The 12833-nt window shown below is 65.1% G+C and carries 11 protein-coding genes; 9 read left to right on the top strand and 2 right to left on the bottom strand.

Annotated elements, in window-relative coordinates; translation table 11 throughout:
• Nucleotide 1 precedes the first annotated feature (1 nt).
• Entirely contained in the window at nucleotides 2-1558 is a 1557-nt protein-coding gene (locus L0963_RS08325; protein WP_234179164.1) for a M23 family metallopeptidase, read from the bottom strand.
• Between the two features lie 271 nt (nucleotides 1559-1829).
• On the opposite strand from L0963_RS08325, the gene L0963_RS08330 reads away from it, so the two are divergent.
• The 3 genes from L0963_RS08330 to fdxA all read left to right on the top strand — a co-directional run bounded on the left by L0963_RS08330 (nucleotide 1830) and on the right by fdxA (nucleotide 5395).
• Nucleotides 1830-4646, top strand: a complete 2817-nt coding sequence (locus L0963_RS08330) for a helicase-related protein (RefSeq protein ID WP_234179367.1) — start codon at nucleotides 1830-1832, stop codon at nucleotides 4644-4646.
• Complete coding sequence (locus L0963_RS08335; RefSeq protein ID WP_062901092.1) at nucleotides 4646-4975, top strand: RNA-binding S4 domain-containing protein; 330 nt, start codon at nucleotides 4646-4648, stop codon at nucleotides 4973-4975. The genes L0963_RS08330 and L0963_RS08335 overlap by 1 nt, the downstream gene beginning before the upstream one ends.
• 81 nt (nucleotides 4976-5056) lie before the next feature.
• The gene (gene fdxA / locus L0963_RS08340) at nucleotides 5057-5395 is read left to right on the top strand and encodes a ferredoxin FdxA (protein WP_003043060.1); all 339 of its coding nucleotides are present in this window, start codon (nucleotides 5057-5059) and stop codon (nucleotides 5393-5395) included.
• 395 nt (nucleotides 5396-5790) lie between these two features.
• On the opposite strand, the gene L0963_RS08345 is transcribed toward fdxA, so the two are convergent.
• Entirely contained in the window at nucleotides 5791-7347 is a 1557-nt protein-coding gene (locus L0963_RS08345) for a Fic family protein (protein WP_234179165.1), read from the bottom strand.
• Between the two features lie 691 nt (nucleotides 7348-8038).
• On the opposite strand from L0963_RS08345, the gene tldD reads away from it, so the two are divergent.
• The 6 genes from tldD (at nucleotide 8039) to L0963_RS08375 (ending at nucleotide 12804) form a co-directional block, all read left to right on the top strand.
• A complete protein-coding gene (gene tldD / locus L0963_RS08350) occupies nucleotides 8039-9481 on the top strand; it encodes a metalloprotease TldD (protein ID WP_234179166.1) in 1443 nt (480 codons plus the stop codon).
• A 213-nt stretch (nucleotides 9482-9694) separates the two neighbouring features.
• Nucleotides 9695-10906, top strand: coding sequence for a hypothetical protein (locus L0963_RS08355; protein WP_234179167.1), 1212 nt, complete (start codon nucleotides 9695-9697; stop codon nucleotides 10904-10906).
• Nucleotides 10907-10994: 88 nt separating this feature from the next.
• The gene (locus tag L0963_RS08360) at nucleotides 10995-11396 is read left to right on the top strand and encodes a hypothetical protein (protein WP_234179168.1); all 402 of its coding nucleotides are present in this window, start codon (nucleotides 10995-10997) and stop codon (nucleotides 11394-11396) included.
• Between the two features lie 12 nt (nucleotides 11397-11408).
• Nucleotides 11409-11987 (top strand): DUF924 family protein, encoded by a 579-nt coding sequence (locus tag L0963_RS08365; RefSeq protein ID WP_234179169.1) that lies wholly within the window; start codon nucleotides 11409-11411, stop codon nucleotides 11985-11987.
• Nucleotides 11988-12015: 28 nt separating this feature from the next.
• Complete coding sequence (locus L0963_RS08370) at nucleotides 12016-12591, top strand: pyridoxamine 5'-phosphate oxidase family protein (protein ID WP_186401229.1); 576 nt, start codon at nucleotides 12016-12018, stop codon at nucleotides 12589-12591.
• Nucleotides 12592-12804, top strand: a complete 213-nt coding sequence (locus tag L0963_RS08375; RefSeq protein WP_003043073.1) for a putative signal transducing protein — start codon at nucleotides 12592-12594, stop codon at nucleotides 12802-12804. It begins immediately after the preceding gene.
• Nucleotides 12805-12833 lie beyond the last annotated feature (29 nt).

The raw sequence follows: 12833 nt of genomic DNA on the forward strand, positions 1-12833 counted from the left end.
GTCAGATCCCTTCGCCGGCCCGCTTCGACGCAGTGTCGGCGAGCGAACCGAGCTTCCGTCCTTCGGCAGGCCGGGCGGCGACCGGCGCCAGCGCGGCGCCGACCGAGACCGAGGTGAGCTGGCGAATGCGGGCACGGAAGTCGGCGAGCGCCTTGCCTTCGAGCTGTGCGCGCGTCACGAAGCTGACCGACAGCGGGTTCACCGCGACGCCGTTGCGATAGACTTCATAGTGAAGATGCGGGCCGGTCGACAGGCCGCTCGACCCGATATAGCCGATGACCTGACCGCGATTGACATGCTGGCCGGGGCGCACCGCAATGCGGCTCATATGGCCATAACCGGTGCCGAGACCGGCGCCATGGTTCAGTTTCACATAATTGCCGAAACCGCCGGTCCGCCCCGCGATCGTCACCACGCCGTCGCTGACCGCATAGATGGGCGCGCCGTAACCGCCGCCGAAATCGACGCCGCTATGCATGCGCGTATAGCCGAGGATCGGATGGCGGCGCATGCCGAAGGTCGAGGTGATGCGGCCGTTCGTCGGACGGATCATGCCGCCGCGCTGCTGCCCGATGCCCGAGGCCTCATACCATTGGGTTCGGCCGTCGACGGTCCATTCGATCATCGACAGCTTCGGCTTTCCGCCGCGCACCAGCCCGGCATAGAGCAGCTTGCCAGTCTCGCTCTCGCCCGTTTCGGCGCGGCGATGGTCGAGGATGATGTCGAATTCGTCCGATGAGCGAATATCGCTGCCGACCGAAATCTGGCGGCTGATCACGCGCAGATAGGATTGGATCGCCTCGGGCGGCGCGCCGGCGGCGCGCGCCGAGCGATAGAGGCTGTCGCCGACCCGGCCGCGAATGCGCAGCGGCGTATTGTCGACCGCGATCGGGATGCGGCGCATCACCAACCGGCCGTCGATGCGCTCCATCTCGATCCGCAGATCGAAACGCGCCCGCATCGCAAGCGCATCGACCGGGCGCGGCATCGTGCGCGCGGCGCGGCGGCCGAGGATCAGGTCAATGCGCGTTCCCGCGGCAATATCGGCCAGCGGGACGGCGCCCGCGACCTGGCTGGCGATCGCCTGCGCATCGGGGCTGCCGACGCCCGAGCGTTCGAGTACGCGAGCGAAGCTGTCGCCTTGCCCCAGTGTCGCGGTGAGTTCGATCTGCGGCCGTTCGGGCGTCTGGGCCAGCGGGCGCACCGCGTCGGTTGCCGCCATATGGCGCCCGGTATCGCCGCCATAGGCGATCGGCACGATCATCTGCGCACGCGCTTCGTTGAAGTCCGATGCGTCGAGCGCCGGAGCGCCGCCGATCTCGAGCGGTTTCAGCCCCGGAAAGGTCGATATGGCCGTGCCGCAGAGCAAGGTGAGCGTGGCCAGCCCGCGCCACCATTCCGCCGATCCGATATTGTCGCCAAGGTCGGGGACGAGGTCGATATGCGCGAAACGGTCGCGCAGCGCGTCGATCCAGGACAGCGCGCGGGGCGGTTCGTCGGCAGCACGGCGCAGCGAAATCGCCTGCGACATCGACAGGGTCGCGGCATTGCCCGACATACCCGCGATGGGTTCGTGACGCTGAAACAAATCGCAATCCCCGCTCGACGGGCCCCCAAAGCCCGGCCGTCGATCATGTTTTCGACCCGAGGTCTGTAAACAAAGGCCGTTAAAGTCAATTTAACGGCCACGCGAACGCGCGGGCTTGCGGCCAGTCGTGGCGCGTGCGGGTTATAATGTGCCGCAATCGGGAAATCGACCGGATCGACCCGCCTTCGTCGATCCGCTGTTGCGCCGCCGCGCCGCCCGTGCCAGCGTTGCATCCAAGAAAATGCCGTCCCACTCCTCCCACCCGGTCAAGGCTGTCCTTGGCCCCACCAACACCGGCAAAACCCATTTGGCGGTCGAGCGCCTGACGGCGCACGCCAGCGGAATGATCGGCTTTCCGCTGCGCCTGCTGGCGCGCGAGGTCTATGACCGGGTTGTGGCAATCAAAGGGCCGGCGCAGGTCGCGCTCGTCACCGGCGAGGAACGCATCTGGCCCGCCGAAGCGCGCTATGTGCTGGGCACGATGGAGGCGCTGCCGGTCGACCGCGACGTCGCCTTCGTCGGCATCGACGAGGCGCAGCTCGGCGCCGACCCCGAGCGCGGCCATGTCTTCACCGACCGCGTGCTTCGCGCGCGCGGCCGCGAAGAGACGATGATCCTTGGTTCGGCGAGCATCAAGGGGCTGGTGCGCGATCTGGTTCCCGAAATCGAGGTGATCAGCCGGCCGCGCTTTTCGACGCTGAGCTATGCTGGCGCCGCGAAGCTGTCGCGCCTGCCCAAGCGATCGGCGATCGTCGCCTTCTCGGCCGAGGAGGTCTATGCGATCGCCGAGATGCTGCGCCGCTTCTCAGGCGGCGCCGCGGTGGTCATGGGGGCGCTCAGCCCCAAGACGCGCAACGCGCAGGTCGCGATGTTCGAAGCGGGCGAGGTCGACTATCTCGTCGCCACCGACGCGATCGGCATGGGGCTGAACCTCGACGTCCAGCATGTCGCTTTCGCGAGCTTGCAGAAATTCGACGGCCGCCGGGTCCGCCGTCTGACCATATCGGAAATGGCGCAGATCGCCGGACGCGCCGGGCGGCACCAGCAGGACGGCAGTTTCGGCACTGTCGGTCAGCCACAGGGCGGCTTCACGCCTGAAGAAATCGCCGCGATCGAAGGGCATCATTTCCCGCCGCTGACCAGCCTGTTCTGGCGCAATCCGGCGCCGCGCTTCGATACGCTCGACACGCTGATCGCCGACCTTGCGCGGCCGCCGGAGCACAAGGCGCTGCGCCCCGCCCCCGAGGCCGTGGATATTGCGGTGCTCAAGCATCTGGCGAGCGACATGGAGGTGCGTGCACGCGCTGGCGAAGCCGCTGCGGTTCAGCGCCTGTGGGACGTGTGCGGCCTCCCCGATTTCGAACAGCTCGGCCCCGAACATCATAGCCGCACCGTCCTCAAGCTGTGGCAGTGGCGCACGAGCGGCAACGGGATGATCGACCCCGACTGGTTCGCGCGCCGCCTCGCGCGGCTCGACCAGGTTGACGGCGATATCGACCAGCTCGCAAGCCGCATTGCCGCGGTCCGCACCTTATGCTTTATCGCCCAGCGCGGCGACTGGATCGAAGGCGGCGCCGGATGGACCGAGCGCACGCAGGACCTCGAATCGCGATTGTCCGACGCGCTGCATGCGGCGCTCGCGCAGCGCTTTGTTGATCGCCGCCTTGCGCTGCTGATCCGCGATGCGGGGCAGCGCCACGCCGCGCTGCCGGTCGCGGTCGGCGCCGACGGCACCGTCGCCGTCGACGGCGAAGCGATCGGGACGCTCAAAGGCTTTCAGTTCAAGGTCGACCCCGGCGCGCGCGCCAGCGATCACCGCCTGTTGCTCGCCGCCGCCGAGAAGCATCTGCGCGCCGAACTCGCGCGCCGCGCCGCGCTGCTCGCAAGCGGCGAGGACAAGGCGATCGAACTGGTCAGCGAAGCCGGCGCCCCGCCGCGGCTCGCCTGGCACGGCCAGACGATCGCGACACTCGCGCGCGGCCCGACGCTTGTACAGCCGGCAATCCAGATCGACCCGTCGCTGCGGCGGCTCGAACCGCAGCAGGTGCAGGCGATTGCCGAGCGGCTGCAGATTTTCGTCGCCGAACAGCTCGCGCGCCACGCCGCGCCGCTGGCCGCGATGGGCGAAGCGGCCGGCGACCTCTTCACCCCGCCGCACGTCCGCGCGCTGCTCGCCGCGCTCGTCGATGGCGGCGGCATGGCGCCGCGCGCGCAGGTCGAGGCGCAACTGGGCGCGATGAGCGCGGACGAACGCCCCTATTTGCGCAGGCTCGGGCTGACCGTCGGGTCGCTCGACCTATTTCATCACCTGCTGCTCAAGCCCGAAGCGGTGCGCTGGCGCGCCGCGCTGCTCGCGGCGCAACAAGGAAGCGCGCCAATCCCGGCGCTGCCGCCGCAGGGCGCGGTGCTGCAGAAGACCGGCAACCACGGCGGGCTGCGCATTGCAGGCTTTCGCCGCTGTGCTTCAGGCTGGCTGCGCATCGACATGGCCGAAAAGCTGGCGCGCCAGGCCCATGCCGCGCGCCTGAAGGCCGCGCACCCGCCGACCGAGCCCGTCGCGGGTGCAGCCGAACATCATGCCGACCATTCTGACGGCGCCGACGAAGGTCAGGGGGTTTCGGCCGCGCCGCCGCCCGGTTTCGTCATCGACCCGGCGCTCGCCACATCGCTCGGGCTTGACGAGGAAACGCGCCGCGCGCTGCTGCAGGCGTTCGGCTTTCGCAGCGTCGGCGATCCCGCGCTCCAGCGCTGGCGCTGGTCGGGGCTTAAGGCCGCCGACAAGCGCAAGCGGCGCAAGCACAAGGTGGGCGACAATCGGCCTGAAGCAAAGGCCGCGCCCTCTACCGACGGACACCCCGCGCGGCACCGAGCCAAGCCGGGCAAGACCGACAAGCCGACCACGGCAAAGGGTCAGCGGCCCCAAGGACAGCAGCAGGGCAAAGCCGGGGTGCGGCCACCACGAACCGACCGTCCCGAGCGCCCGGTCCGGCGCGGCCCGTCGCCGAACAGCCCCTTCGCCGGGCTGGCCGCGCTAATGGCAGAGGCGCGCAAGGACTGATGGCGAGCCCCGGCGCAGCAGGCAGCATCCGGCTCGACAAGCTGCTCTGGTATTTGCGCTTCGCGCGCTCGCGCAGCATCGCGCAGGCGATGGTCGCGGCGGGCCATATCCGTCTCGACGGCCGCCGTGTCAGCCGCGCGTCGGTCGCGGTCCATCCCGGCGCGACGATCGTGCTGCCGGTCGGCGAACGCATCGAGGTGATCCGCCTCCTGACCCTGCCGCCACGCCGCGGTCCCGCGCCCGAAGCGCAGGCTTGTTACGAACGACTGGCCCCTGCGCCGGCCTCCCGGGGAAATGAGAGTGATTCGCAACTGGCGGCGGACCATTGACGCATCGCCGCCACGCGGCATAGGAGGCGGGGAATCGCAACAAGGGGCGGCAGCAATCCGCCACGAAGGGAGCCCTTACCCATGACCTATGTCGTCACCGACGCCTGCATCCGCTGCAAATATATGGATTGCGTCGAGGTTTGCCCCGTGGACTGCTTCTATGAGGGCGAGAATATGCTCGTCATCAACCCCAATGAATGCATCGATTGCGGCGTGTGCGAACCCGAATGTCCCGCCGAGGCGATTCTGCCCGATACCGAGAGCGGCCTTGAAAAATGGCTGGAAGTGAACAGCAAGTTCAGTGCCGAATGGCCGAACATCACGACCAAGAAGGACAGCCCTGCGGACGCCGACGAATATAAGGGCGTCGACGACAAATATGAAAAATTCTTCTCGCCCGAACCGGGCGAAGGCGACTGAGACCCAGAACAGGGCGAATTGTTAAGTTAAGACTATGTGATTGAAATAATTTTTCAAATCACATCCGCGTAATTTCAGACCCACACGGCCCCACCGCGCATCTGAATTCACGATACAGTCCGTTCCGTTCAATTCCTCTGCTATTATTGTCTGAGATTGTCTATTCTACTCCATCGCGCAACGACAATAGGCCAAAGTATTTATCGCCATAAGATTTGAGGTCTGAAGTTGTCATGCGCAGCCTCGGGGGAGCGACCAGCGGGGAGGCGCGCGATGGGTAGGATTGGCCGATTGCGCTCGGGCGGCTTTCAGTGAGCAGACAACGAGAACGGACGTTCTGAGTTGCTGGAGAATGATTAGTCGAAAGCCGCCTCCCAAGTGCGACCGTCAATCAATCAACGCGCGGCGGGCAGCTCGGCCGTTGCCTCGCCGTTCAGCGCCCGTGTTACGAGGTCCGCGAGAAACTCGGCAAACGGCACAATATCCTGCTCGCTGCTCGCTGCTTCCAGTGCGACCATATAATCCTTGCGACGCTCGACCGGAATGACAGTCCAAGGGTAGCCGCCGGCCGCGAGCATGAGATTCATGAGGAAGCGGCCGGTTCGTCCGTTCCCGTCCATATATGGGTGAATATAGACGAATATGAAATGGCCGAGCACGACACGAACCGAGGCGTCTTTCTCCTCTCTCAAAAGCTCGAAGAACACTGGCATAGCATCACGCATCGCATCCGGACTCAGCGGTACATGAAGCGCTCCGCTCAGATAAACCTGTCCGCTGCGATATCCCGCAAGATCCTTCGCTTCGACCAGCCCCGCCTGAACGTTGGGGCTGAACATCGCCCGGTACCAGTCGCCATGATCCGCATCAGCGACTTCGCCGGGATTGGCACCGCCAAGCACATCGCGGACGCTATCCAGAACCGCTTGATAGGCGAGCCAGTAGCCGCGGGCTGCGAGGCCGTTCTTTAGCTCGCGGTCGGCGGCATCGGCATCGGGGTTCCAAGCGCCGCTGCGCACACGGTCGATAAGTTCGGGGCTTACGCGATATCCCTCGATCGACAGCGAGTGATAAGCGTCAGTAATATAATTGTCCTGAACGCTTTTGAGAAAGGCCTCGACGTCACCCGGAAGCCCGGGCGCCCTCGGAAAGCGCTCGATGATCGGGCCGCGCATCATATCCCACATGAGCCGAATGCGCCCGGCATAGGGCGAACGCTCGCGCGGCGGCATAACGGAAAGCTTTTGCTCGAACGGATCGGTTTCTCGAACCCGGTATCCCGCCCCGTCCATCGCCTTTAGAATATCGTCTGCAATCCGCCCGCGCCCGATGTTGCGGAATGCGCCGGCAAGCCGACCGGCAACGGTACTTTGCCCTTTATCCAGCAGGCGCTCGAGAAGCTCCGACGCGTCACGGATCGTCGCCAGCGCCGCGCGCGCGTCGATTGCATTGGCTTCGAAATAGCCCGGACTCGCCGCGATCAGCGCAGCGGGGATCGAAAAAAGCCTTAGCCCGTCCTGCACGACGAGGTCGTTTCCTTCAGGGATCGCAGCCCTCGTGTCGAAGAGCGATGTGCCGAGTAGTAGCCCGGTTGCCTTGTTACCGGCTTTCTTGGCCCGAACGAGCAACTGGCGGGGAATAGTCCGGTTGCCGGTCTGCAATGCGAGAGAAAGCTCGGGCGTAAGCGACCATGTTTCGCCGAACCGCTCGGCGAGATATTGGGCGCAGAAGCTCCAATAGGCGGTGTACCAGATACCGCTTTCGCCTTGCATGGTTTCCGGCGGGCTGGCGATGTACCAGCCTTTCATCACGGGCCTTAGAAACCCGCGCCGAATGAGGAGTTCACGCTGCGGCCTGTCGAGATCCTCGCTCCGAATTGCCACACGCCCATCATTTTGCAGCTGATGAAGCGCTTCGAGCGCGTTGGCCAATTTTTCCTGCGGGGTCGCCATTTGCATCTCTTGGAGTGATTTTAGGTTATTCGGTGGCACAGTTTTTAGGTTATTCAGATGTACGCTTTTTAGGTTATTATGCAAGACGAATTTTAGGTTTTCTTGTGGAGCGATTTTTAGGTAATTAAGATAGCCGCGAACAGCCGAGTCCACTACTCAGCTTGGCTGCAGGTCACGCTCATGGCTGCGCGGAAAGATGGCGCGCTGAGCGAGGAAGATTATCTGCGGGCCGTTCGGTGATCTTGCTTATATTCTGGCTCATCTGACACCCACCGGAGCAGATATCTTTTGGATCGAAAGCCCGGCTGGAGTGATATCGCACGATGACATAAGGACGGCTTACAAAGCAGGGCAGATTCATCGCGTAAATTAGCCAGTTGCTGACCACCTCGCGGGAAGCCGTCGCGCAACAACCGCGAGGATCGAGAGTGATGCGATAGGCCGAATTGGCGGCAGATACCCGAAACGCCTCTCGACCCCGCAGCAAAGCTGGAGTTCTGAAAAACAGTTCGGGACTATAGGAGATTAGAAGGCCGCGGACAGGGCGGATTTCCCCGCCCTTTTCTTTTGCAGTTCCCGCCGCTGATACGGGGAGTGCTGCAAGGCCGCGCACCGCCTGTCGTTGAAGCGCCGCGGCACGGCGGCACCGAACGGGCTTTGCGCCATGGCTATGCGCGCCTATATCATGCGCATGACAAGCCCCACCGATCCCCGCCGCTTCCTGTACCGCACCGATGCGCTCGACCCCGATCTGGCGCAGAAACTCGCGCGCGAGGCACTGGCGAAGGCCGACGATGGCGAGCTTTATCTGCAATATCGCGCGACCGAGAGCTTCGGCTTCGACGACGGGCGCCTGAAGACCGCCGACTATTCGACCGACGCCGGCTTCGGGCTGCGCGCCGTGTCGGGCGAAATGACGGGCTTTGCGCACGCCAGCGACGTCAGCGCCGGCGCGATCCGCCGCGCCGCCGAAACGCTCGCGTTGCTCGATCCCGCAAAGCAGGCACCCGCCGGCCCGCCGCCGCGCACCAACCGCCACCTCTATGACGAGGCGAACCCGCTCGACCTTATCCCCTTCGCGAAGAAGGTCGACCTCTGCCAGAAGATCGACGCCGCCGCGCGCGCGCGCGATCCGCGCATCGTCCAGGTCTCGGTCGCGCTCGCGGGCAGCTGGTCGGTGGTCGAGATCGTCCGCGCCGACGGTTTCCTCGCAACCGACATACGCCCGCTCGTCCGCCTCAACGTCTCGATCGTCGTCGAGGAAAACGGGCGGCGCGAGAGCGGCTATTTCGGCCTTGGTGGCCGCTACATGTACGATCATCTGTTCGAGGATGCGCAGTGGAACCGCGCGATCGACGAGGCGCTGAACCAGGCGCTCGTCAACCTGCGCGCGGTCGACGCCCCGGCGGGCGAGTTCACCGTTTTGCTCGGCCCCGGCTGGCCAGGCGTGCTGCTGCACGAAGCGGTCGGCCACGGGCTTGAGGGCGATTTCAACCGCAAGGGCACCAGCGCCTTTTCGGGCCGGATCGGCGAGCGCGTCGCAGCGGCGGGCGTCACGGTGGTCGATGACGGCGCGATGGAAAGCCCGGTCGGCGGCGGCCGCCGCGGGTCGCTCAGCATCGACGACGAGGGCACGCCGACCGGCGAGACGATCCTGATCGAGGACGGCATCCTCAAGGGCTATATGCAGGACCGCCTCAATGCCCGGCTGATGGGGGTCGAGCCCACCGGCAACGGCCGCCGCGAAAGCTTCGCGCACGCGCCGATGCCGCGAATGACCAACACCTTCATGCGGGGCGGCAACGACGATCCCGCCGAGCTGCTGAGCCGCGTCAAGAACGGCATCTTCGCCAAGAGCTTCGGCGGCGGACAGGTCGACATCGTGTCGGGCAAGTTCGTCTTCAGCTGCACCGAAGCCTACAAGATCGAGAACGGCAAGATCGGGGACCCGATCAAGGGCGCGACCCTGATCGGCGACGGGCCGAGCGTGCTGACCAAAGTCAGCGGCATCGGCAACGACATGGCGATCGACGAAGGCATCGGCATCTGCGGCAAGGGGGGCCAGAGCGTCCCTGCGGGCGTCGGCCAGCCGACGCTGCTCGTGAACGGCCTGACGGTGGGCGGGACGGCGTGACAATCGCCTGACTGCGAGGAAAAGTGAAGAAGCAATCTCGATCGGCTGGCCTTGCGTGGCGGCGATGACTGGAGATTGCGTCGCTTCGCGCGCAATGCCGAAGACTGTGACTGCCCTCACTTGGCGTTCGCCCGATCCGCGCATATAGAGGGGCAAACAGAATAGATTTCGGTCGCATCATCCGTGGGGCACCCCCACAACAGGGAGGTTTGCATGCGTTCGAGTCTGCGTTTCGTGTCCGTCGCCGCCGTTGCCGCGATGCTCGCCGCCGTTCCGGGATCGGCGCAAAAGACCACCGGCCCCAAGGAACGTTATGAAATGGACGTCGCGACGATGTCCGGTTTCGCCGCAATGGCCGGGGGCGGTCGCGGCGGCCTGGGCGGCGCGATGAGCATGATGTTCGGCGGCGACCCGTCGAGCCGCGTCGCCTACACGCTCAACCTTCGTCTCGGCTCCGATCAGTCGCCGACCGCGCCGCCGCCCAAGGGCGATCATTATTTCGAACCGCAGGCCAAGCTCGGCAAATCGGTGCCGCTGATCGCGCCGCCGCGCGCCGAAGGCAGCTACACCACCGAATTCGAACGGCCCAAGGGGCGACTGCTGCTCTATTGGGGCTGCGGCGCCAAGGCCGGTCCCGGCCAGCCCGTCATCATCGATTTCGCCAAGGTCGCGGCCGGACAGGTTCCGCCGGGCCTCTTCTCGAGCGCGGTGCCAATCATTCGCGAGGTCAGCCAGGCGAACAGCAAATCCTATGTCGACTGGCCGAACAGCAAGGGCGGCAAACAGCCGCAGGCGGGATCGTCGCTGATCGGGGCGCACCGGATCAACAGCAATGTCGGGTCGGACATCAATTTCAATCTGGCGCAGGATTATATGCCGGGACTCCAGGCGTCGACCGCGCAACAGGCCGACGGATCGGTGATGATCCGCTGGGGGTCACTCCAGCCCGCGACCGGTTACGTCGCATGGACGATCGGCGGCATGGACCGCGGTGGCGGCAGTGGCGACATGGTCTGGTGGACGAGCAGCGCATCGAAGGAATTCGGCGGCGGCCTGTGGGATTGGCTCCCCCCGTCGGTCGTCGCCAACCTGATCACGAAAAAGATCGTGATGCCGCCATCGCAGACGAGCTGCCAGATCCCGGCCGAGGTCAAGAAAGCGTCGGGCGAAATGATGATCGGCAACCTCAACGCCTTCGGCCCCGAAGCCAATTTCTCCTATCCGCCCAAACCCGCGGGCAATGCGGTGTGGAATATCGACTGGACCGCCAAGGTGCGCTTCCGGTCACACACCATGCTGCTCGTCGGCGCCGATATGGGCGGCATGGGCGCGATGGGCGGCAGCGCCAGCACCCCCGCCGAACCGCCCAAGAAAAAGAAGTGCAAAGGGCCGCTCGGTATCCCGCTGCCCGACGGCGCCTGCTGATTTCCCCCGGCGCTTTCAGGCTCGGTTCACGCGTCTCCGTCTATGGGGTGGGGAAGGGTAGGACAATTCGAACCGCAGGAGCCCTGTCATGCGTCCGCTGATTACCGCCATCATCGCCGCCGCCGCCGTAGCGGCGGTTCCCGCTGCCGCCACCGCGCGCGAAAAGCTCGCGCCCGAGGCGCAGCTTGCCAAGCTGCTCGAAGGCCGCGTCGCCGGCAAGGCGCGCGACTGCATCTCGCTCTCGGCGGTCACGAGCAGCCAGGTCATCGACAAGACCGCGATCATCTATCGCATCGGCGACACCCTCTGGGTCAATCGGCCCAAAAATGCCGACAGCCTCGACGAGGATGATATACTGGTGACCAAGACAACGACGTCGCAGCTCTGTTCGATCGACACCGTCGAACTGCACGACCGCAGCAGCCACATGTATAACGGTTTCGTCTCGCTCGGCGAATTTACCCCCTATCGACGCGCGGGATCGAACTGATAGATAAGGGGAATGTTCGACGACGACCTCCCCTCTCCCCCGCCGCCGCCCGCCGACTGGCCGCATCGGCTGCTCGCCTTCTGGTTCGACAGCCACGGAATGGACGACTGGTACGGCGGCGGGGCTGATTTCGATGTCGCAGTGCGCGATCTGGCAGCCGACTGGCTGGCGGCGCTGCGCAGCCAGCCTGCCGAAGTCTTCCTGACCGACCCCGACACCGCGCTCGCCGCGACCATCCTGTTCGACCAGGTGCCGCGCAACATTTTTCGCGGCAGCGCAGAAGCCTTTGCATCCGACGATCTGGCGCGCCAGATCGCGCGCGGCATCGTCGCGCAGGGCTGGGACCAGCACTGGCCCGACGCACGGCGTCAATTTGCCTATCTGCCCTTCGAACATAGCGAGGATATCGCCGATCAGCGCGAATCGCTGCGCCTGATGTCCGAACTCGCCGATCCCGTCTTCCACGACTATGCGCAGAAGCATTTCGACATCATCGACCGTTTCGGACGCTTCCCGCACCGCAATGCTGCCCTCGGCCGTGAAACGCGTGCCGATGAGAAGGGCGCGATAGAAGAGGGCAAGAATTGGTGATAGACCGGCGGCCGAACGGAGCTTTGCCATGGCCGAATTTTTCGACGCGCTGACCGAAAAGCACGTCGCTTTCATCGAGAAGCAGCCCATATTTTTCGTCGCGACCGCGGCCGCCGACGGGCGCGTCAACCTGTCGCCCAAGGGCTATGCCGACAGCTTCCGCATCCTGTCCGGCAGCCAGGTCGCCTATCTCGACCTCGGCGGGTCGGGGAACGAAACCCATGCGCATCTTGCGGCCGAACAAGCCGAGCGCGGACGCATCACGATCATGTTTTGCGCCTTCGACCGCAGCGCGCTGATCCTGCGCCTCTATGGCCGCGGCCGTGCGGTGCTGCCGCAGGATGAGGAATGGGATGCGCTCGCGGCGCATTTCAGTCTGCTCCCCGGCACGCGCCAGATCTTCGTCATCGATATCGACAGCGTGCAGACGAGCTGCGGCTGGGGCGTGCCGATGATGGAACTGCAGCACGAGCGCGACACGCTGCAGAAATATCATCGTCAGGCCGATCCGGTCGAATGGACCGAAAAGTTCAAGGGCCGCACGCGCAGCATCGACGGACTGCCAACCCGGCCGACCGACCGCTATATCGCGGGCGAAGCCTGAATGGCGCTGGTCGAACTGGTGCGGATGCCGAACGGTGCCGAGGCCGAATTGCTGCGCGGCCGCCTCGAAAGCGCCGGGGTTCCCGCTGTCTGCTTCGACGCGGGGATGAATATCGCCGAAAGCGTCGGCCTCGCGATTCCCGTCCGCGTCATGGTGCTCGACGAGGATCTCGCCGACGCGCGCGCCTTGATGGCGGAGTTCGGGATCGCTTAGGATGCGGATGACGGCTGCAACCCGGAGCC

The organism is Sphingopyxis sp. NFH-91 (assembly GCF_021401285.1).
Lineage (GTDB): Bacteria > Pseudomonadota > Alphaproteobacteria > Sphingomonadales > Sphingomonadaceae > Sphingopyxis > Sphingopyxis terrae_A.